This is a genomic window from Anaerovorax odorimutans DSM 5092 (assembly GCF_000426305.1).
Lineage (GTDB): Bacteria > Bacillota > Clostridia > Peptostreptococcales > Anaerovoracaceae > Anaerovorax > Anaerovorax odorimutans.
Map to the genome: position 1 here is coordinate 52,356 of NZ_AUFC01000002.1, position 22,215 is coordinate 74,570.

Sequence of the window (22,215 nt, forward strand, 5' to 3'; positions counted from 1 at the left end):
AATAATAATATGAGTAAAAATATACAAACCATTACGGCGAAACTGTGGGCGATGGCAAATGAGCTTCGTGGAAACATGGACGCCGCAGAATACAAGAACTACATTTTAGCCTTTATGTTTTATCGTTATCTGTCAGAACATCAGGAACAATATTTAGTTGAGAATAATGTTATTGATGTCGCCGACTGTGAATCCATCAATAAAGCATATTTAAAACAAGCGAACGGTGACGATTTGAATGACTACCTAGAAGATATTTCTTCAAGTTTAGGCTATGCCATTGCACCCCTTGATACTTGGGAATCTTTAGTTCAGAAGATTGACAACAGCATGGTGATTCCCAGTGATTATCAAACACTTTTTGATAACTTCAATAAGAACGCTGAATTAAACAAAGAAGCCGTAAAAGATTTTCGTGGCGTATTTAACGATATTAACCTGGGAGACTCTCGCCTTGGTTCTTCTACAAATGAACGTGCAAAATCACTTAACCGTATTGTTAAGCTTGTTGATGGTATTGATTACAAAGGGGAAGATGGCAAAGATATTCTTGGCGTAATCTATGAATATCTAATAGGGCAATTTGCAGCAAGCGCAGGTAAAAAAGGCGGAGAGTTCTACACACCTCATGAAGTTTCCAAAATCTTGGCTAAAATCGTAACGGATGGTGTAGAAGAATCGGACAATACTTTTTCGTTATATGACCCGACTTGTGGTTCAGGATCATTGCTGTTAACCGTTCAAGAGGAGCTGCCTGGCGGAAATAAACCGGGGGCGATTAAATTCTTTGGTCAGGAAAAGAATACGACAACATACAACTTAGCTCGTATGAACCTGATGATGCATGGTGTTTCATTCAATAACATGACACTGTCTAATGCCGACACCCTTGAAAGGGATTGGCCTGATGGACCGGATGCAAAAGGAATGGATCACCCACGATCTTTTGATGCCGTGGTTGCAAATCCTCCTTATTCTGCTCATTGGGACAATAGCGAAACGAAAAAAAAGGATCCACGTTTTAGCGAATATGGTAAGCTGGCTCCTAGAACTAAGGCAGATTACGCATTTATTTTACACAGTTTGTATCATCTGAATGATACCGGAACAATGGCGATTGTATTACCCCACGGTGTATTGTTCCGTGGTGCAGCAGAAGGTGCGATTCGTCAAATTATAATTGAGAAAAACTACCTTGATACAGTTATAGGATTACCTGCTAACTTGTTCTACGGCGTAACCATCCCAACTACGATTTTAGTATTCAAGAAAAATCGTAAAACAAAAGAAATCTTGTTTATTGATGCAAGCAACGAATTTGAAAAAGGGAAAAATCAAAATAAACTTACTGATAAAAACATCAATAAGATTATTGAAACTTATCGAAATCGTGTGGATGTTGATAAATATGCTCGCGTGGCATCATTGGAAGAAATCAGAGAAAACGAGTTTAACTTAAATATTCCCCGCTACGTGGATACGTTTGAAGAAGAACAAGCCATAGACCTTGATGAAGTGAACAGGCTATTAGAGCAGGACAGACAAGAAATCGCTAACCTTGAAGCCAAGATTAATGAACAGCTAAAAATTTTGGGTATTAATGTGTAGAAATTAATTGGAAAAGAGTCAAGGATATTGTTTATTTGTTAAAAAACCTGGGAGTAATTGGAGCTTTAAAAGTATTCATCAATAAAAATATGTGCCAAAGTTAAAAATATACGTTTAGTACATGATTCAAGTAATATTTAAAGTTCAGTTCATGGGTACTGGTACTTTTTACTTTAATAATTGAAACAATATTTTCCAGGTGTTACAATAAGATTATACCTGAAGAATGTTGCAAAAGAAATAATTAATAGGGCTTTTCAGACGATATAGGAGGATGTTATGCAATATAAAGATGTCTGTAAGTTGGATTTTCTCTTGGAAATGTCAGAACGTCAAATATCAGCACGTGAATTTTTCAGTAATGTTTTACTGAATTCTCTAGATAAAAATTTGGATTTGAAAAATGTGTTAATATTGTGCTTTGATAAGTATAATAATTTCCTTTCGTGGACAGATCGAAATGGCATTCTCATCAACTGTGAAGAACATCCATACAGAAAATTTGCCGTAAATGATGTGATAGGACATATGGCTTATCAGGATGCGTGCCGTGACCACCTGACTTATTTCAATGTCGTTCCTAGACTCTATAAATCCACAGATATAATTGACTCCATTGATTATGATAACTCCGCATATGTTCGCTTTATGGAAGAAAACTTCCACGAACATTACAGTGTGACCATGGCTTTAGGTATCAATGCTTACATTCAAATTATTTTTTTTAAATCTCTGGAGGAGGGCGATTTTACAGATGAGGAAATGGAGGAGCTGAATAAAATCTATATCTATATGGCCAATTCCTATAAAAACTTTAAAAAGCATGAACAGGCAAAGATCATCTCCAACATTCAGAATGAAATAATTTCCTCAGGTGAAAAGGCTTATTTGATCACTGACGACTTCAATCACATCATGAGCTATAACAAGACTGCGCTGAGTTATCTGGAAGACATTCTGGGATCATCTATTGATGATCAGATGAGTAACACAAAACCCTGTGCATGGCTACCTTTCCTTTTGGGAGGTGGGGATGATATACTCGCTACAAATCGTGTTCAGACTAGTATCATCAAAAACTATATTTTTAAAATATACACCTATGACCAGTGTTATTCACATGGTATCATAGATAGGTATCATTGGATTACAATTTCCAAGAACGAGGAAGGAAAGACTCCTGACAATATTGGGACAATACTGCATCTGACACAGTCAGAGTGGAAAGTAGCGGAGCTTTTATACGATGGACTTACCTATCAGGCCATCGCCGACGAACTGGTGCTGAGCTATCATACCGTCAAGAATCATGTGCAGAATATTTATACTAAGTGTGGAGTAAAAAGCCGTTTCCAATTATGCAAATTGCTCAAAAATATCGAACGATAATTATCATATTTGGTCATTCTCATTTTAAATAGGGAATCTTCCCTATTTAAAATAGTGAGAATGGCTACTTTTTTTTTAATATTGGTTTTGATATAATTTTCATATAAGAGATGTTCTGGAATATCCATATATCCTATACTAAGATGGGGTGGGAAGAATGATAAATTTAAAAAAAGAATATCTAATATATCAATATAAATAAATAACATCTATTGTTATTGGACGGAGGGAATCAATTGCCACGGCAAGGAATTATATTTAATATTCAGCGTTTTACCATCCACGATGGACCGGGCATTCGTACGGAATTGTTTTTGAAAGGGTGTCCCCTGAGATGCGATTGGTGCAGCAATCCCGAGAGTCAGATTGCTTCTATAGAGCTGGGAGTGTACAAAACCAAATGTATTTCACGCAAAAAATGCGGCGAGTGTGAGAGAGTCTGCCCCGAGGAGGGTGTACTGAATTTTACGCGAGGTAAACTTACTTCTATAGATTATAGTAAATGTACCAATTGCCTTGCTTGCTATAATGCCTGTCCTTCGGATGCGATTAAGCAATGGGGTAAGTTCATGTCCGTGGAAGAATGTATGAAAGAGATCCGCAAGGACAAGGGATATTATGATCGATCCGGTGGCGGTGTTACGGTTTCCGGCGGCGAACCTCTGATTCAAAGCGACTTTGTTGCAGAGCTTTTTAAAGCTTGCAAAGACGAAGGAATCCACACTTGTTTTGAATCCACCTTCTATGCTGACTGGAAAGAAATTGAAAAGATTCTGCCATACACAGATCTTATTATTTCGGATATCAAACATATGAATTCCAATATCCATAAAAAGTACACCGGAGTACACAATACTAAGATTCTGGAAAACTTGAAGCGACTGGTGAATGAAGAACGTGAACTCATTCTGCGGGTTCCGATTATTCCCAATATAAATGACGATATGGATAATATAAAAGCTACTGCTGATTTTATGATTGACGAGCTTGGTGGTCGTGTTAGAACACTACAACTTTTGAGCTTTATGCGTTTGGGAGAAGAGAAATACCTCTCGCTAGACATGCCATACAAGATGGAGGATGTCAAGGTTAACAGGAGATCATTTCAGAAGCATATCAATCAACTAGCTGACTATTTCAACAGCCGTGGCATCCACTGCCAGGTAGGGACGAAAGAAAAACAATAAAATAATTTATAAGGAGATGTTTTGTAATGAATTCTATGAATACAAACAAGTGTAAAACACCGTGCGGAACAGAGCCTTTTGACTATACTTACAGTCTGGGCTATCAGGTTCACCATGAAGATTGGTCTCCGTTCCCGCGGGTAAACCATCTTAGACAGACATTCTTAGACAGACCGTATGACGTTGACGTGGAGAGGTTAAGGTTGGTTACCGAGGCCTATAAGAAACATGAAGGATGTACAACAAAGCTTAGGTGCGCTTATGCCTTTGAGAATATCCTGAACAATGTAAACCTGGAAATCTATGACGAAGATATCATACTGGGCGAGATAGCAGCACCGGCAAAGGCATCACCCATATATCCGGAGTTTTCTGTAAACTGGATAATTGATGAAGTACAGCATTTCCCTTTTGAGGAGCGTGCACATGATCAGTTCTACATAAGAAATGACGAAGACAGGAAAGAAATTGTAGAGCTTTGTAAATACTGGGTAGGGAAGACAGTTGATGATCTTATAAATTCAAGACTGGAAGAGGATCAGCTCAAGGGCTCTGAGGTAGGTAAAAAGATTTTTCAGACCAATCTATATCATTATGCAGGTGTTGGACACCTGGTTCTGGACTATGAAAAGCTGATGAGAGTTGGCTTTAATGGCTTGATTGAAGAAGCCAAGGCAGCTTTTACACAGCTGACTAAGAAAGATCCAGACTATGCCGATAAGAGGGACTTCTACGAGGCAATGATCATTTCACTTAAAGCTGCTAAAAAGTACATTGAGCGTTATGCAAAACTGGCTGAAGAGCGCGCTGAAGCAGAAAAGGATCTCAAGAGAAAGAAAGAACTTGAAACCATGGCAGCAAACTGCCATCAGATAGCAGGTGGTCCGGCAAAGACTTTCTGGCAGGCGATACAATTATTCAATTTTGCTACAACTCTTACTCAAATTGAAGGAAATGGACATTCAATTTCCTACGGTCGTATGGATCAATGGCTATATCCTTATTATGAGGCTGATATAAAGAATGGTATTATCACAAAGGAATGGGCTCTTGAGATTATTGAGGTTCAGTATGTTAAGATGAACAACCCTACTAAGCTGAAGGATAAGGGAACTGTAATCGTACGAAATGGCCGTGGATTCGGTGGTGAGTGCCTGACCATTGGCGGCGTAGATTGCCATGGAAATGATATGACCAATGATTTGACCATGTTGATGTTGGAAGCTTCTGCACATACACGTATGATGAACCCTTGGCTCTTAGTACGTATGCATGAAAATACACCTTATGAATTAAAGGTGAAGACTGTTGAATGTATTCGTGCAGGTTATGGACATCCGAAGATTTTCAATGACGGCCCAACTATCAAGGCTATGATGAAGAAGGGTATGACGCTTGAAGAGGCAAGAGACTATGCGGTTATCGGCTGCGTTGAGCCTGATCTTCCCGGTAAGGAATACGGCTGGCATGATGCCGCATATGTGAATACCGCAAAGATGATGGAAATGGTAATTAATGGCGGGCGCTGTCTAGATTGCGGACCTCATTGTGCAAGATGGGAAAACTGCGGAGCTATCGGTGGACACCTTGGACCGGATACTGGCAGCCTTGATACCTACAAGAACTTCGAAGAGGTTCTAGAGAGTGTCGACAAGCAGTTTGCTTACTGGTGTGATCAGATGTGCAGCAGCCTGAATATCATCGACAAAGCACATAGACAACGTAAGCCTCTTCCTTTTGTTTCCTCATTTTTTGAGGGTTGTATTACTACTGGTAATGATCTGACAGAGGGTGGAGCTAAATATAACGGCATTGGTCCGCAGGCTAGTGGTATTGGCACCTGTGCAGATTCATTGGCTACGATTAAGCAGCTGGTGTTCGATGAAAAGCGCTATACCGGTGCAGAACTGCTTCAGGCAGTTCTTGACAATTGGAAAGGCCACGAGGCTCTCTATGCTCTTGTAAACAGCTCAAAAGTTCATCATTATGGCAATGATGACGATTATGCAGATGACTTGTTCAAATATATGTTCGAATGCTATTGCAGACATATTGCAGGCCGAAAGACTCCAAGAGGCGGTGAGTTCAGTCCGGGTGTATACTCTGTAAATGCAAATGTAGGTATGGGTATAAATACTAACGCTTCCATTGATGGTCGTAAAGCAGGTGAGGCTATCTCTGACAACATGGGGCCGGTACATACGGAAGGTGGTTCTCACGATATTAACGGACCGACTGCTATTGCAAACTCTGTAACCAAGGTTGATCACAGTCTTGCCACTAATGGTACTTTGCTGAACCTTAGGTTCCCGCAGGAGGCTATTGCAGGTACAGAAGGAAGAGAAAATCTTGTAAGCTTCATCGATGAGTATATTGCTAAGCAGGCAATGCATGTTCAGTTTAATGTCATGAGTGCGGCAACGATGAGAGCTGCACAGAAGAAGCCTGAAGATTACAAAGACATGCTGGTACGTGTTGCCGGATACAGCGCTTACTTTGTAGAACTTGGTAAGCCGCTACAGAAGGATTTGATTCAGCGTACAGAGCTTCATTTCTAATAGTTAATTACTCCAATAAAATCTTTTATAGAAGATGGAGGCTGTACATTAGGCGGTATAGGCAAGAATATGTTGAAATAAAAAGAGAAAGGAATTTATATGGGTATGATAGGAAGAACTGAACTTTGTCCACATGGGAAGCGGGAAAAAATGTTGTATGGCAAAAGTAGAAGAATTGGCTCTAATCTGAGTATACCAAGTTAGTACAGGACTATCCGAATAATCCTTGGGATACATTGGATGGGGGATATGTATTTCTTTGAGAAGAAAAAAATTATGTTAAGGCAAAAGAGCTATATGAAAAGAGTTTAGTTATAGCGAAAGTACCTGTATGAATTTTTTATGAATATTTAACTTTCTGATTTCTTAAGCAGCTGTAAATTTCATTTATATATAAACTCCACATTTACTTCCTATCAGATACATTTCCTGGATTAAAAGAGGATTGTATCGAGCACTGAAAAGGATTGTAGGGCGCATTGATTTGGATGTACTCAATAGACTGGTGTAAGAAATTCCTACAATTACAGAGATTTAGAATGATTTTTATAAGTTTAGACCGTGGCAAAGAAAGGAAAAAATCTTAGACTACAGAATTGAGCTGCTGCTGAAACAGGAACTTTCACAGCAAAAACAAGAAAGCTAACCTAAGCTAAATCTTGTATTATACTTGCCATATGGAAACCTCCTTTCTGTGCCTGTGTTGTTGTAATAACTTAGACATAACACAATTTAGAAGTTTTCCTCATTTATTTTTTGAGTAAATATAACACATGTATTGTAATCCTAAATAAGAATATTATAAAAATGTATTAGTATATTGACAAAAAAAATAAATTGGTGTATTATACTGAGGTATTAAATCGCATGAAGTGATTAATTGGAATAATAATTTACTATTTATTAAAAAATGTAGAAATTTAACTATGAAGGTTAAGGAGTCCGTTTATGAATGGATTGTTTAACCTTTATTTTTTTTAAGAAGTGTGATTATTTGTGACAATAAGGGAGGGCGTTAATGAAAAAAGTTAGATTTATTATCAAAAGAATAGCACAGGTAATACCTATGCTATTTATAGTGTCAGTACTTGCTTTTACATTAAGCAATCTTTCTGCAGGCGATGCGGCGGCGATTACACTTAGAGGAGATGGAGTAGAGGTTACGAAAGAAAATCTTGAAGCTGTGCGAAGTGAGTTTGGTCTTGACAAGTCCTTACCTGAACAATATTTGAATTGGTTGAAAAAGGTGGTTAAGTTTGATTTCGGAACGTCTTTTCAGACTAAGAAACCTGTTATCAATGAAATAGCAAGACGGTTTCCGACAACATTAAAATTAGCTATTACTGCAACATTTTTTTCCCTTTTACTGGCAATTCCAATTGCATTAATATCGGCAAGGTATCAAAACAGATTACCAGACCATATATTTAGGCTTTTATGTACGGCATTAGCAACAATGCCAGATTATTGGGTAGGGCTTATGCTAATGTTTGTTTTTGCAGTATTATTGAAAATTTTTCCTGTTATTTCAGGAAGTGAAATGAAAAATATTTTTCTTCCGGCAATTACATTAAGTCTTGCGCCTATGGCTACATATGTGCGGCTTTTGAGAAATAATCTCGTGGAAATAAAAGGCTTTGAATATATGAAGGCGGCAAGAGCAAAGGGATTAAGTGAAACGATGGCACTTATTAAGCATGGACTTAAAAATGCAATGGTTCCATGTTTAACAATGCTTGGTACAAATTTTGGTATATTAGTATCAGGCAGCTTTGCAATTGAAACAATATTTTCTTGGAATGGCATAGGGAAGTTTGCTGTAGAAAGTATTAAGCTTAAGGATTTTCCTGTTATACAATGCTATATAATGGTGGTTGCTTTTACATATATAATGCTTAACTTGGCATTAGATATAATTTATGTATTTATTGATCCAAAAATTCAATTAGATTAAGGTGTAGGATATGAAAAGTGAAAATAAAAGACTTTTTAAAAATATTATCGAAGTTTTAATGAAGGATAAGTTGGCTGTTGCAGGACTGGTAATAGTACTGGTGTTTCTTATATTAGGGGCGTTCGCTTCACAAATTGCACCACATGACCCTATCGAGGTTGTACTTTCAAGAAAGCTACAGCTTCCATCATTGGAATTTCCTATGGGTACAGATAATATGGGAAGATGCATATTTTCCAGAATACTTTATGGCACAAGAGTTTCGTTATATAACGCACTTGTGGTTCTTGCAGCAATACTTGCAGTTGGTATTCCGCTTGGAATTACGGCCGGATATGTTGGAGGTTGGGTAGATAATCTGATAATGAGATTATCAGATATTGCCTCTACTTTTCCATCAAGTCTGCTTGCCCTTGCAATAGTAGGAATTGCAGGCCCGAGCATGAAAAATATTATGATTGTGTTCATATTTTTATGGTGGGCACCTTTTGCACGAATTATACGAGGTACTGTTATAAAAATCAAAGAAAAAGACTTTGTTACAGCAGCGGTTTCCTGCGGCAGTTCAAGATTTAAAATAATAATAAACCATATCTTTTTAAATTCTGTTTCACCAATAATAGTTTTATCAACTCTTAGAGTTGCAGCTATTATAATGCATTTGGCGGCATTTTCATTCATAGGTCTTGGAACGCAGCCACCTCAGGCTGATTGGGGAGTTATGCTAAATGATGGAAGACAGTTTATTACAACTAATCCAATATTAATGCTTTGGCCTGGACTTGCGATAATGTTTTCGGTTTTTGGTCTAAATATGCTTGGAGAAGGATTTAATAGTGCATTACTGCCGATTTCAGGAGAAGGTAATAGCCAAAAAGGAGTAAAGTATGAATGAGATACCAATACTTGAAATTAAAAATTTAAAAACTTATTTTTATCAAAAAGAAGAAACAATAAAGGCTGTTGATGACATAAGTATGAAAGCCTTTTCAGGGAAAATAACTGCGATTGTAGGAGAAAGTGGCAGCGGAAAATCTGTAACAACACTTTCTATTTTGAGACTTATACAAGGAAATGGAAAGATTATTGGGGGAGAAATACTTCTGAAGGGGGAAGACATGCTTAAAATGACTGAAAAACAGCTTTGTAGCATAAGAGGTAAAGATATTTCCATGATTTTTCAAGATCCGTCTGGAGCATTAAATCCTGTTATTAAAATAAAAAAGCAGCTCATTGAAGCTATAAAGTTACATAATAAGCAAATTTCAAAAAAAGAATGTATTGAAAAATGTATTAAAATGATTAAAGCGGTTGGCTTAAGAGAACCAGAAAAAATTATGGAAAGCTATCCATTTGAGCTTAGTGGTGGTATGTGTCAAAGAGCTATGGTTGCTATGGCACTTTTATCGACTCCAAAAGTGTTAATTGCTGATGAACCTACAACTTCACTTGACTTAACTATACAGGCAGTAATACTTGATGAAATTTATAAACTTAAGGGAAAAAATATGGCAATTATACTTATTACCCATGATTTGAGTGTTGTAGCACAAATGGCAGACGATGTATATATTATGCATAATGGACATATTGTGGAAAGCGGTACAGTATTTGATGTTTTTGATGTTCCAAAGCACGAATATACAAAATCGTTGCTTAGATCAATTTCATAAAATGTGGTAATGGAGGTCACAATGAGTCTTATTGAAGTGAAAAATGCCTATAAATGTTATGGTAAAATAAAAAAACATTCAGTTTATGCTTTAACAGATGTAAACCTTACAATAGAGAAAGGAGAAATAGTTGGGCTTGTAGGAGAAAGTGGCTGCGGAAAAAGCACATTGGGGAAAATTTTTCTTAAACTTGAAAAGCTAACAAGCGGAAAAGTGTTTTTTAATGGTCAGGATATAACAAATTTTTCTTTTAACCAAATGTTAAGTATTAGAAAAAATATGCAGATGATTTTTCAAAATAGTAGTAATGTTTTTAATCCTTACTTTACAGTAAGGCAGGTTTTATCTGAACCATTAAATAATTACTTTAAGTTATCCTATGAAGAAAAAGAAAAAAGAATGACGTTGCTTCTTAAAAGAGTAGGGCTTAACAATTCTTATCTTGAAAGATATGGCAACGAGTTAAGTGGTGGTCAAAGACAAAGGATAGGAATTGCAAGGGCTTTAATACTTAATCCTGAATTTGTTGTTTGCGATGAACCAGTGTCAAGCGTTGATTATGCTATAAGAAATCAGCTTTTAACGCTCCTTTTAGATTTAAAGCATGATTTTGGACTTACTTATCTTTTTATTTCACATGACCTTTCGGCAGTAAATAAAATATGCACAAAGGTTGTTATTATGTATCTTGGAAATATCATGGAAATAATACCTAGAATGGATGAGAATGTAGAACACCCGTATTCAAAAGCACTTCTAGCAGCGGCGCTTTCTGCTGACCCACATAACAGAAGTGAAAAGAAGATTTTATTTAAGGAAACAGATGAGATATTTGTTCCAAAAAAAGGGTGCGCATTTCAAAACAGGTGTCTTTATGCAAAGGAAATATGCAAAAATAAAAAACCGATTTTAACACAAATTAAAGATGGTCATTATGTAAGCTGTCATTTGTGTAAAATATAGTATTTTTTAGGAGGAATAAAATGAAAAAAGTGGCTTTAGTATTATTAACGGCAATGATAATGGGTACAATAGCATTATCAGGCTGTGGCAACAGCGGTACAACAACTGGATCCTCTGCTATTAATGAAGCAGAGGCAAATGGGGAAAAGGAAGTTGTAATAGGTATATACAGGGATGCCCTTATGGATGAAATGGATGCGGCTTCTTATAGAGGACCACATTTTGTATACAAAATGATTTATGAAGGTCTTGTTGAAGATGGTGGAGAAGAAGGCATAATTCCCCAGCTTGCTACAAGCTGGGATATTGACCCAGATGGAAAAACATATACATTCCATTTAAAAGAAGGTGTTAAGTTTTCAGATGGTAGTGACTTTAATGCAGACAATGTAGTGTTTAACATGAAACGTTGGATTAATAATGATAGACATTCATCATTAACCTCCAACAAAGTGGATAGCGTTGAGGCATTAGATGAATACACTGTTAAAATTGTATTCACAGAAGCAGCATATTCAATTTTAAATGAACTTACATACCCAAGACCAGTAAGATTTTTGAGCGAAAATGCAGTTGAACCGATTAAAGGGGATGCACTCGGAACATTTCTTGGCAAACCAATAGGAACAGGGCAGTGGATGTTTGAATCATATACAAAAGACGAGGAGTTTACACTCGTGCCTAATCCATACTACTGGGGTGAAAAACCAAAAGTTGACAGAATAAGATTTAAAGTTATTGTAGATGGACAGGCTAGACTTATGGCATTAAAGAGTGGTGAAATTGACATTATTGGTGGAGATCTTATGGGTAAAATACCGATGGAAAGTATTGTAGATGTAAGAGATGGCGGAGAATTCGATTTTTATAATAAACCTACAATGTGTTCACACTTTATGTTCTTCAACCAGCACAATGAATTATTACAAAATAAAAATATTCGACTTGCATTTAACTATGCTATTGATAAAGAAGATATGGTAACAAATCTTTTTAATGGAGTTGGAGCACCTGCTGACGACGGATTATATCAGCCTACAGTGCCTTATACAACAGAAAAAAACAACTATTCTTATGATTGCGATAAGGAAAAGGCGAAAGAACTTTTTGAACAGGCTGGACTTGCTGATACAGATGGTGATGGCATCCTTGAAAAGGACGGACAGAATATTGAATTAAAACTTACATTATCAGCGGATGAATTTCCGGAATGGAAGTCTATGGCAGAGTATGTTCAGTATCAGCTTATGGAGGTTGGAATAAAAGTCAATTTAAATATACTTGATGCAAACGGTTATGAAGATGCCCATATGAATACAAAGGATTATGATTTATGTTTCCTTAGAACATCATCAGATTCATGGGTTCCACACAGCTCAATAAGAGAATTGTTTATGCCATTAAGCTCTCTTAATGGAGATTGTCAGGTATGGATGGATGACACATTAATGAGGTATATCCAGAAAACACTTTTAACACTTGATGAAACTAAAAGACAGGCAAGTTATGACAAGGTATTTAGCTATATTAGTGAAAATGTATTAACTGTGCCTTTATATTACCCAGTAACAGCATTTGCTGTAAACGGTGAAAAAGTTACAAAATTTGAACCTGGTGTAAATAACTATGCACCAGTAAACTGGACAACATTAGATGTTAAGTAACTAAATTAGAGCAGGTTTTAAACGGTGGCATATTTGGGAGTACCTTGTCTGTATGCTACCGTTTTTTATAAAAGGTGATTGCTTTATGACTATATAATAAAAGGGAGAAAATATTTATGATAGCTGAAGAAAAATTAAAGAAAAACTGGACTGAAGGTGCGTCAAATTACACAAATATTGTTAAAAGAGAATTGGAAGGACCTTTAAAACAGGCATGGCTTGATATTATACAGAAAAATGTATCGCAAAAAAGTGGTATGCAAGTGCTTGATGTAGGCACAGGACCAGGTTTTTTTGCTATAATTATGGAACTTAGTGGAAATAATGTAACAGCTATTGACTGTACAGAAGCAATGATTGAGGAAGCCAAAAGAAATACGGCTGAGGTTGGAGTATCACCAAAGTTTTATGTTATGGATAGCCATAAGCTTGATTTTAAAGATGAAAGTTTTGACCTTATAATAAGCCGAAATGTTGCATGGACTTTGATTGATGCAAAAAAAGCGTATACTGAATGGAAAAGAGTACTTAAGAAAAACGGGAAAATACTTATATTTGATGCAAATTGGAATCATAGATTCTATGATGAGGAATATATGTGTAAATATAATGAGGATATGGTAAACTATGAGAAAGCATTTAATAAGTCTGCACCTTATATTACAAAGGAACAGGAAGATTACAGAAAGAGTATGCCTATGTGTGCCAGAATACGTCCGCAATGGGATATTAATACGCTTTTGGAAATAGGCCTTAAAACAATTTATTGTGATATTGATGTTACTGAAAGATTATGGAGCGATGAGCAGAAGATAATGAGTCATTCAACACCTATGTTTATGATTGCGGCAAAAAGATGAGCTTCATACTGAATTGAGAGCAAAAAACAGAAAAAAATGACGTTTTTTTCCTGGAAAAAGGATAAAAATATAGATGATATATTTCAAACTTAAAAAATTTAAGTCAGTTTACAAGACAAAATTGAGTGAAAAATTATGAAGCAGAGTCGGCAGGTAAAATTAATAATCTACGGATTCTGTTTTTTTATGTTAAGGCAAGAATGGAAATATGGTGTATATCCATTTGGTTGATGAAGAGAAGGGATTATACTTTTATCTTGGTTGAGAGGATTGTCATACCAAAGGACACGTCTATTTCATTCAAAAATACGATATGCAGGAGGTGTACAAGGCATTAGAATCGGCAGAAATGTTAGTGCTGGCATCTACGATTTATTGCTTTGGGCTCAGAGGACAATTACAATGTGTCATTCACAGAACGTATGCAATCGGGGAGCCAGAAAAATTAAAGATAATTATGATCATCTTAAGCTCTGGAAGCCATAATGTGCTGATAGATGGTAAGGAAAAGGAAAATACCAGAAATGTATTTGAAAATCTCGAAGAACGTTTGGGATAAGAAATTTTGCGTTTAAATAAAAATAGTGTAAAGCTTATAATGAATTGGAAGATTACCTTAAATCATGACTATTATTAATTATAAAATTTAAAATGTGAAGATTTTACCAATAAATGTGAATACAGTCCATGTACTATATTATATTTTTTTCATAAAATGAATATCAAAGGCACCAAGATAAAAGAAAAATTATTATTATGAAAAAATCCATCGTATTTATGATTTTTGTACTGTTGGGTATCTTAACGGCTGCGGGCGTAAAAACGATAACAGCAAACTTCAAATCTCGTTAAATGGAGAGAAATATGAATAATGGATATGTTTATTTAAGGCTTTATAAAGAAGAAATAGAGGAAGGAGAGGGTGCTGATTTTTATTTTTCTATAAGTGTTAGAGGATTTGATTCCCAAAATAATGTTCTTTTGATATAGGAGGTCATCTAGTGAAAAAAAGAATTATAATTCTAATGATAGCTATTATATGCTTTAGTTCCTTACCAATTTCGGTCAGTGCGCGAGATTATACGCAAGCCGAGGTAAGAGCACAGGGACTTAAATATTTAGGTCTGTTTAAAGGCGTTTCAGACACCAATTTTGATCTTGAACGTGCGCCGACACGTACGGAGACACTAGTATTATTTATAAGAATGATCGGGGAAGAAGCTGCTGCTAAAAACAGCAACTGGGCACACCCGTTTACAGATGTTCCAAAATGGGCAGATGCATATGTTGGATATGCCTATAATAAGGGCTATACAGTTGGAATTTCTGATACGAAGTTTGGAGCTAATGACATAGCAGAGGGCTATACATATCTTACTTTCATGTTGCGTGCCTTGAGTTATTCAGATGGAAACGGAGGAGACTTCACATGGAATAATCCATATACGCTTGCTAGCTCGATTGGTTTGATGACAAGCGATGTTGACACTAATGATTTTCGCCGTGCTGACGCTGTGTTGGTATCTTGGAATGCATTACCTCTACCGATGAATGGTGGTAATAAGGCGCTTGCGCATCTTCTTATTATGGGAGGTGTTTTCACCCAGGAACAGCTTGATACTGCAATTGCAATGGTAGAAAATCAAACCGGTCAGGAAACTACAGTTGATGGTGTAAGAATAGGCAAATATGTCTGCGCAACCGATTCATATGGATATTCTTATAATGCGGCAGAATACTGTCCAAGTGTTACCCTCAAAGATGACATGAGCTTTTTAATTTACGCAAATACTGGAGAAGGAATGACAACCGGAAGTGGGAATTGGCATACAGGAGCCACCGACACGGGCGAAATTGCCATTTATCTCACTGTAAACGATTCAAACTGGTTCGAAGATACGAATTATTGCTTTACCACTACAGCCGGCTCTAGCGTTTTATTTGTAGAGGATGGCAGTATTGGTATTACACCTGTGTATTCTGAGTTTGTGCTGAATTAATCAACATTGTGGACGGAAATAAACTTCTTCGTAATTTAAAACTGATCCGGTCAAATGGGTTGGAACAAATAAGGATATATTGTCAGGTACGTATGTTGATACATTAGCATACACGGAAAACACAACTTATGATGTAAGGGTTATAGTAACAGGTGCAATAAATGTAACGAGTGCTTCAGCTGAAAATCGTGATATTAATATTATTGCCTTTTAATTGTTAGTGTGTATTTCATAAAATAAAGATATGTTGTACTAGTGATTATATTAATTACTAATATAAACTTTTTTCAATAAAAAGAGTTAGCATTTTCAAATTTATATTAAATGAACTTATACCATTAATGTTATTGAAGAAATTAATTCTAGAATATTAATTCCTTCAATAACATATAAAGTTTAAAGTGATTTTTTTAAGGCTGCCAATTTCATATTGACAGCCTTAAAGTCATAGGTAAAATTATATTAAAGATTATACTTATGTGTTATATTTTATTATTTACAGACTTTTTTAGTCTCTTTATCTCTTTAAACTTTTGACTTTTCCCATTGAAGATATGCATTATACATTTGAAGTGCATGTTTCATATTCTTATCGGTTACTTTCGATGGATTTTTTAAAATATTTCCCATTTGTATGAGTTGTGATTCTACAAATTTTGGGTTGTTCATTTTGCTTTGAAGATTTACTTTCTTATTTTTGGCAGAAATAATACTTTCTTTAAACATAAAAAGGAGAAAGCTATGTTTTTTTTGTTTTGGTATTTGTTTGGATGACTCAAAAACTTGTTCAAACATTTGATACAGCTTTTTTCTTCTGATACGTAAGTAAAATATAAGGCCTATAATAACTAAGATTAAGACTACTATAATTATAATCCATTTTGTTATGTGCATATTTGTATACTCCTTTTATAAATTTCTATATGATGTATTTTATCGCAAATTACAACAAAATACATCACATTTTTAATAAATACTTTATAAATGATTAATATTAAGTTATAGTAATACATTTCTTAAGATTTCTAGAATTGGATATACCTTAAATATTTTGATTCATTTTTCCTTTTCAAGGGTAAATATGCGATTCTGATTAAAGAAAAGGGGTGGCTTACAATTGCAACATTCCTGAATGGATATATATTAGTATGCAAAAACAATTGGTTCCATGAATAATTCCAATTGAATGTCTTGATACTTTCATTGATAGTTTTTTATCACTCTTAGTAGCCATATAAAAGACACACTGGCAAATATACCAAATTGGATTAAACCGACATTTAGAATGGTTATGTAAAGTAAAATTATTAATGTGAATAATAATTTTTATAATGCATTTATAAAGAATTAATCGTGTAATATAATTTTTAGAAAGTTATCCAAAAATCATTCTCAAATTGTCTTATAATTCTGTTATGGTATAATATGGTTATAATTAGATAGACTCAATTTTTAGGAGGAATAAATTTGATAAAAGATGTTACAGCAGCAGTTATTATTAATGATGATCTAATATTAATAGCTAAAAGAGGAAAAAATGAAAAGCTAGAGGGAAAGTGGGAATTCCCAGGCGGAAAGATAGAAAAAGGAGAAACGCCACAGCAATGTTTAAAAAGAGAGATACAAGAAGAATTAAACATAGAAATTGAAGTAGGTGATTTTTTAGGTGAAAGCATTTATAAATATTCTAATGAAGAAATAAGGTTATTGGCATACTTATCAACAATAGTAGAAGGTGAAATTAAATTGTCAGTTCATGATCAGACTAGATGGGTTAATATTAATGAACTTGATAGATTTGATTTTGCTCCAGCTGATATACCCTTAATAGAAAAGCTAAAGAAGAGGAAGCAAGAACGTAATTTGTAAAATTAAAAGAAAAGAATTATTAATAGCAAGTCATTGTAATCCTTGGTAAAATGAAACGATAACGAACGACTAAATATTATTATGTCCTACACAATGTCTTATTTGATAATTGATTAATAGATTTTAATAATTGAAGAAAATTACTATATTTCAAAAATATAAAAGATAAAAATTATGTATTGTTAAATATTAATGAAAACATAAAATTAAATCTGAATAAAGATCAGATTTCTTATATAAGAGGGCATATGAAAAATGAATATAAGTAGGGTGATAAATAATGAAGTGTTGTTATAAAGGGTTTATAAGTGAGTTTTTAATTTTAACAAAAGAAAATTGGCTTAAGGAAATGATTATAAATTATAATCAATTATGTGGTGAGGAACCCGGAAAACTTCAAATAAACGCATGGGATGATTGTTATGATAAAATTGCATTAAATATGAAAAGTTATAAAGATAAGAATTATTATTTAATATTTGAATATGAATTGCCACACGAAGGTGGTAGAAGACCGGATTTAATAATATTAATGAAAGAAAATATTGTTGTGATTGAGTTTAAAGAGAAGAGTGGAATTAGCAGGGCAGATTTAGATCAAGTTGCAGCATATTCGAGAGATATAAAGAATTATCATAAATTTTCACATATGAAATCTGTTTCACCTATATTAATTCCTACTAAATCTGTAAGTAAACTTAAATCATTCGGCAAAGTTACAGCTTGCTCTCCAGATAGGCTTGGAGAAATTATTTATTCTTTAGATGGAGAAGGGATTGATTATGATCCAGAAGCATGGATTGATTCGGAATATCAACCTCTACCGACTTTAGTTCAGGCAGCAAAGAAAATATATATAAAAGAACCATTGCCATATATTAGAAAAGCTAATAGTGTTGGTATACCTGAGGCAATAAAATTACTGAAGGAATTATCTCTTATGGCAAAAGAAAATGAAGAAAGAATTTTAGCATTAGTAACAGGTGTTCCAGGAGCAGGAAAAACTCTCCTAGGACTTCAATTTGTGTATGAGTGTTTTAAAGATGATAATAGCAAACAATCAGTTTTTTTATCAGGAAATGGACCATTAGTTGAAGTATTACAGCATGCATTAAATAGTAAAGTTTTTGTTCAACCTCTTAGAAACTACATAAAATATTATGGTTTAATGAAAAGAGAAACAACTAAAGAAAATATTGTTGTTTTTGATGAGGCACAACGAGCATGGGATCTTAATCATGTTAAGGAAAAACATAGAATTGATGCTTCTGAACCAGATTTAATGATCAATATAGCTGATAAAATACCAACGTGGGCTGTAGTTTTAGGTCTTATCGGTGAAGGACAAAAAATACATAATGGAGAAGAGACAGGAATAGAGCAATGGAAAGATGCTATTAATAAGAGTAATAATAGATGGAAGGTTGTATGTCCTAGTAAATTAGCAAACCTATTTAATGATGTAGTAGAAGTTAGAGTAGCAGATGAACTAGATTTAAATGTTACATTAAGATCTCATCTTGCGGAAGATGTAACTTTATGGGCTGACTCATTATTAAAAGGAGATATTAAAAACGCAAAGATACTATCAAGCAAAATTAATTGTGAAGGTTTTAATATGTATGTAACAAGAGATTTAAATAAGGCAAAAAGATATTGTAGTAATAGATATATAAATAATAATGAGAAAAGATATGGACTATTGGCATCGTCAAAAGCAAAAATATTGCCTAAGTTTAATGTGGATAATTCTTTTAATACGACTAAACAACTAAAGGTAGGACCTTGGTTTAACTATGGAGCAGATAATGAACTATCATGTTGTAAAATGAATAGAGTTGCTACAGAGTTTGCGTGTCAAGGCTTGGAGCTTGATATGCCAATTGTGTGCTGGGGTGAGGACTTGATTTGGGAAAAGACTAAATGGAAAAAGTTTAAGCAAATAGGAGCTAAAGCAAAAGACCCTAATCAGTTAAGAATAAATAGTTATAGGGTTTTGTTAACTAGAGGAAGAGATGGGTTTATTATATATATTCCAAATTATCAAGAGTTAGATAATACATACAAAACACTTATTTTAAGCGGAGTTACAGAGTTATAAATGGAAAAGCATAATTAAGTAAAATTTTGATATGTTTAGGGGAAATTAAATTGGATGTAATTATAAAGAGTTTTATTAGTAAATTTTATAAAGTGAGAGCATTTTAAAATAAAGATACCTGTTCTTGTTAACTATTTCCTATAGAAGTACAATAAGAATAGAAGTAAATAAAGATAATTTTAGAAAAGAAGAGTACTATTATAATAGTCTAAAAATTAGATTATTATTAAGTTATTTAAGGTGATAGGATGAAGATAGCAATTTGTGATGATGAGGTTAATTTTCAAAAGGCTTTACAGGGGAAACTGGAAGAGCATTATAGTATGTTAGAAGTTGAAATCGAAGTATTCTCATCTGGAATAGATTTTATGAATAGGTTTAAAAAATATCCTATGGAATTTCAAATGATTTTTATGGATATTGAAATGCAAGGTCTAGATGGAATAGAAACATCCAAACTGATCAGGAAAATCAATCAGTCAATTCCAATTATATTTTTAACAAGTCATACGGAGCTTGCAATGGAAGGCTATGAAGTAGATGCTTTCCGCTTTCTTGATAAGCCGCTGAAGATGGAAAAATTAGTGAAAACACTGCATGATTTTGATAGCTTAAGGTTGTTGGATAGTAAAATAGAATTACAGGATGGAGAAAGAACCATACTGGTAAATTGGAGTGAAATCCAATATATACAAAGTGAAAATGTATACATTAATGTGTTATTAGAAGATACACAATACTTAATTCGAAAAAAATTGAGTAATATGGAAGAACAAATGCCAAAGCAGATGTTTTATAAGCCGCATAGAAGTTATTTGATAAATCTAGGATTTGTCAAATTCTTTGATGGAAAGAAAATCATGATGAAAAACGGAAATGAGATACCACTAAGCAGAGGAAAAAGGAATGACTTTAAAATATCCATGAGGAACTATTTACGCGTATTAGGATAAGACAGGTGAAGATATGTTTGAAAATTTATACATGATAATGGGTAACACAGAACTTTTAATTTTATTAATATTAATTGGAAAGTACATATATTTTGAGAAGTTTTTTAATAATTTACATACATGGTATTTATTCCTTGGAGCATTTTTCTTTAGTGAATTTATAATTAGCTTTTTTATTAACGAAGATATAATGAATGTTGCTTTACCATTTATGTTCTTTAGTGTACTGGTTTTTCTTTCAAGGGGAAAAAACAAACTAAGAGGTCTGTTTCTAGTATTTCCAATTTGCGGTATGATAGTCTCTTTTATAGTTTTGCCCGTTTCTTTTTTGTATTTATTTTCAAAATCCATGCATTCCATTATTAATACAGATTTAGCTTGGATGGGGATATTTGATATTATATTCTGGATAAGCTTTATATTGTTTCTATGTAAGGGGAAAAAATGGAGAAGACATTTTGATGAAATTATCAATAATAGAACCCTTTCCAAGTTGGAAAGAAATTTAATCAACACAACTGGTGTGTTTCTTTTGATGTTTTCAGTCTTAGTTTTATGTGTTGATGAGTTTAAAATTGAATCACTCTATGCCAAATGTTTTGTGGGCTTTGGAATTTTAATAGTAGCTTTTTTAGAAACTTCAATAATAATAATGGTGATTCAGGGAAATGGCAAGACTTATTTTCAACAGACAGCAATCCTTAATGAACATTATTTAAAGGCACAATTGGAGCATTTTAAGACATATCAAGAGACTCAAAGAGAGACTAGAAGAGTACACCATGATATGAAAAACCATATTGCCTGCCTATACAATCTAATTTTGGAAGAAAAATATGAAGAGACCAGTAAATACATTCTGGATTTAAATACACAGATTCAGCAGATAGATAGGGAACTCCACACTGGTAATGATATTGTGGATGCAATAGTAAATGAAAAGTTGACCAATGCTAAAAAAGATCAGATTTCTATTTCAATAGAAGGTAAACTAGGTTATATGACTGTTGATGCAATTGACCTTTGTACCATATTTTCCAATGCAATAGATAATGCAGTGGAAGCATTAAAAGATAGTTGCATTCCAGAGAAGGAAATCCAGATACAGTTTAAACAGCAGAATTCAATTCAGTTCCTTATGTTTTGTAATCCAGTGGAACAAGGAGAATCAACTCTTACTTTTTTCACAACAAAGAGGGATTATATCAATCATGGATTTGGATTGGGTAATATAAGAATGGCAGTAGAAAAATATAATGGACATATGGAGTATTATTTGGAAAATAAAGAGAATCAGAGTTTTTTTATACTAGAAATCATTTTGTTTATGCAATCTGCAACATAATTGAAGCGTTTCACAACAAAAATTACTATAGTGAAATGTCTGTAGCTATAATTGATAAAGAAACATAGAAAAAATATAGCAAAGGAGATTA

General features: G+C 34.1%; 19 protein-coding genes. 18 read left to right on the top strand and 1 reads right to left on the bottom strand.

Annotated elements, in window-relative coordinates; all coding sequences use genetic code 11:
- Positions 1-9 precede the first annotated feature (9 nt).
- From K292_RS0101985 to K292_RS19225, 14 genes are all read left to right on the top strand, one after another.
- Positions 10-1,608, top strand: coding sequence for a type I restriction-modification system subunit M (locus tag K292_RS0101985; protein WP_027398435.1), 1,599 nt, complete (start codon positions 10-12; stop codon positions 1,606-1,608).
- A gap of 279 nt (positions 1,609-1,887) precedes the next feature.
- The gene (locus K292_RS0101990; RefSeq protein ID WP_027398436.1) at positions 1,888-2,997 is read left to right on the top strand and encodes a response regulator transcription factor; all 1,110 of its coding nucleotides are present in this window, start codon (positions 1,888-1,890) and stop codon (positions 2,995-2,997) included.
- A gap of 236 nt (positions 2,998-3,233) precedes the next feature.
- Positions 3,234-4,184, top strand: a complete 951-nt coding sequence (hpfH, locus tag K292_RS0101995) for a (2S)-3-sulfopropanediol dehydratase activating enzyme (RefSeq protein ID WP_027398437.1) — start codon at positions 3,234-3,236, stop codon at positions 4,182-4,184.
- A gap of 26 nt (positions 4,185-4,210) precedes the next feature.
- The gene (gene hpfG, locus K292_RS0102000; protein ID WP_037372217.1) at positions 4,211-6,742 is read left to right on the top strand and encodes a (2S)-3-sulfopropanediol dehydratase; all 2,532 of its coding nucleotides are present in this window, start codon (positions 4,211-4,213) and stop codon (positions 6,740-6,742) included.
- Between the two features lie 1,018 nt (positions 6,743-7,760).
- A complete protein-coding gene (locus K292_RS0102010) occupies positions 7,761-8,696 on the top strand; it encodes an ABC transporter permease (protein WP_027398439.1) in 936 nt (311 codons plus the stop codon).
- A gap of 10 nt (positions 8,697-8,706) precedes the next feature.
- Entirely contained in the window at positions 8,707-9,591 is an 885-nt protein-coding gene (locus K292_RS0102015; protein ID WP_037372218.1) for an ABC transporter permease, read from the top strand.
- A complete protein-coding gene (locus K292_RS15585; protein ID WP_051280150.1) occupies positions 9,584-10,369 on the top strand; it encodes an ABC transporter ATP-binding protein in 786 nt (261 codons plus the stop codon). Before K292_RS0102015 ends, K292_RS15585 begins: the two co-directional genes overlap by 8 nt.
- 21 nt (positions 10,370-10,390) lie before the next feature.
- Positions 10,391-11,332, top strand: a complete 942-nt coding sequence (locus K292_RS15590) for an oligopeptide/dipeptide ABC transporter ATP-binding protein (protein ID WP_156900441.1) — start codon at positions 10,391-10,393, stop codon at positions 11,330-11,332.
- Positions 11,333-11,352: 20 nt separating this feature from the next.
- Positions 11,353-12,996: an ABC transporter substrate-binding protein gene (locus K292_RS0102030; RefSeq protein ID WP_027398441.1), complete on the top strand. Its 1,644-nt coding sequence runs from the start codon at positions 11,353-11,355 to the stop codon at positions 12,994-12,996.
- Between the two features lie 116 nt (positions 12,997-13,112).
- On the top strand, positions 13,113-13,856 hold the full coding sequence (locus K292_RS0102035) for a class I SAM-dependent methyltransferase (protein ID WP_027398442.1): 744 nt from the start codon (positions 13,113-13,115) through the stop codon (positions 13,854-13,856).
- Positions 13,857-14,178: 322 nt separating this feature from the next.
- Positions 14,179-14,415, top strand: a complete 237-nt coding sequence (locus tag K292_RS17625) for a hypothetical protein (RefSeq protein WP_156900442.1) — start codon at positions 14,179-14,181, stop codon at positions 14,413-14,415.
- 305 nt (positions 14,416-14,720) lie between these two features.
- Positions 14,721-14,846 carry a hypothetical protein gene (locus tag K292_RS19220; protein ID WP_281168521.1) on the top strand — a complete coding sequence of 42 codons (126 nt, stop codon included), beginning with the start codon at positions 14,721-14,723 and terminating at the stop codon, positions 14,844-14,846.
- Between the two features lie 11 nt (positions 14,847-14,857).
- On the top strand, positions 14,858-15,856 hold the full coding sequence (locus tag K292_RS17630; RefSeq protein WP_027398443.1) for a hypothetical protein: 999 nt from the start codon (positions 14,858-14,860) through the stop codon (positions 15,854-15,856).
- A gap of 79 nt (positions 15,857-15,935) precedes the next feature.
- Positions 15,936-16,070 (top strand): hypothetical protein, encoded by a 135-nt coding sequence (locus K292_RS19225; RefSeq protein ID WP_281168522.1) that lies wholly within the window; start codon positions 15,936-15,938, stop codon positions 16,068-16,070.
- 311 nt (positions 16,071-16,381) lie between these two features.
- On the opposite strand, the gene K292_RS0102060 is transcribed toward K292_RS19225, so the two are convergent.
- Entirely contained in the window at positions 16,382-16,750 is a 369-nt protein-coding gene (locus K292_RS0102060) for a hypothetical protein (protein WP_027398444.1), read from the bottom strand.
- Positions 16,751-17,323: 573 nt separating this feature from the next.
- Here K292_RS0102060 and mutT point away from each other — a divergent pair.
- The 4 genes from mutT (at position 17,324) to K292_RS0102080 (ending at position 22,124) form a co-directional block, all read left to right on the top strand.
- On the top strand, positions 17,324-17,725 hold the full coding sequence (gene mutT, locus K292_RS0102065) for an 8-oxo-dGTP diphosphatase MutT (protein ID WP_330364886.1): 402 nt from the start codon (positions 17,324-17,326) through the stop codon (positions 17,723-17,725).
- A gap of 280 nt (positions 17,726-18,005) precedes the next feature.
- A complete protein-coding gene (locus K292_RS15605) occupies positions 18,006-19,826 on the top strand; it encodes a DUF2075 domain-containing protein (protein WP_037372220.1) in 1,821 nt (606 codons plus the stop codon).
- A 248-nt stretch (positions 19,827-20,074) separates the two neighbouring features.
- Positions 20,075-20,779 carry a LytR/AlgR family response regulator transcription factor gene (locus K292_RS0102075; protein ID WP_027398446.1) on the top strand — a complete coding sequence of 235 codons (705 nt, stop codon included), beginning with the start codon at positions 20,075-20,077 and terminating at the stop codon, positions 20,777-20,779.
- A gap of 13 nt (positions 20,780-20,792) precedes the next feature.
- Complete coding sequence (locus K292_RS0102080) at positions 20,793-22,124, top strand: sensor histidine kinase (RefSeq protein WP_027398447.1); 1,332 nt, start codon at positions 20,793-20,795, stop codon at positions 22,122-22,124.
- Positions 22,125-22,215: the final 91 nt, after the last annotated feature.

What these genes read in the sequence shown, in the direction of transcription:
- K292_RS0101985 (WP_027398435.1), top strand. Translation starts at nt 10, where the DNA reads ATGAGTAAAAATATACAAACCATTACGGCGAAACTGTGGGCGATGGCA.
- K292_RS0101990 (WP_027398436.1), top strand. Translation starts at nt 1,888, where the DNA reads ATGCAATATAAAGATGTCTGTAAGTTGGATTTTCTCTTGGAAATGTCA.
- hpfG (WP_037372217.1), top strand. Translation starts at nt 4,211, where the DNA reads ATGAATTCTATGAATACAAACAAGTGTAAAACACCGTGCGGAACAGAG.
- K292_RS0102010 (WP_027398439.1), top strand. Translation starts at nt 7,761, where the DNA reads ATGAAAAAAGTTAGATTTATTATCAAAAGAATAGCACAGGTAATACCT.
- K292_RS0102015 (WP_037372218.1), top strand. Translation starts at nt 8,707, where the DNA reads ATGAAAAGTGAAAATAAAAGACTTTTTAAAAATATTATCGAAGTTTTA.
- K292_RS15585 (WP_051280150.1), top strand. Translation starts at nt 9,584, where the DNA reads ATGAATGAGATACCAATACTTGAAATTAAAAATTTAAAAACTTATTTT.
- K292_RS15590 (WP_156900441.1), top strand. Translation starts at nt 10,391, where the DNA reads ATGAGTCTTATTGAAGTGAAAAATGCCTATAAATGTTATGGTAAAATA.
- K292_RS0102030 (WP_027398441.1), top strand. Translation starts at nt 11,353, where the DNA reads ATGAAAAAAGTGGCTTTAGTATTATTAACGGCAATGATAATGGGTACA.
- K292_RS0102035 (WP_027398442.1), top strand. Translation starts at nt 13,113, where the DNA reads ATGATAGCTGAAGAAAAATTAAAGAAAAACTGGACTGAAGGTGCGTCA.
- K292_RS19220 (WP_281168521.1), top strand. Translation starts at nt 14,721, where the DNA reads ATGAATAATGGATATGTTTATTTAAGGCTTTATAAAGAAGAAATAGAG.
- K292_RS0102060 (WP_027398444.1), bottom strand. Translation starts at nt 16,750, where the DNA reads ATGCACATAACAAAATGGATTATAATTATAGTAGTCTTAATCTTAGTT.
- K292_RS15605 (WP_037372220.1), top strand. Translation starts at nt 18,006, where the DNA reads ATGAAGTGTTGTTATAAAGGGTTTATAAGTGAGTTTTTAATTTTAACA.
- K292_RS0102075 (WP_027398446.1), top strand. Translation starts at nt 20,075, where the DNA reads ATGAAGATAGCAATTTGTGATGATGAGGTTAATTTTCAAAAGGCTTTA.
- K292_RS0102080 (WP_027398447.1), top strand. Translation starts at nt 20,793, where the DNA reads ATGTTTGAAAATTTATACATGATAATGGGTAACACAGAACTTTTAATT.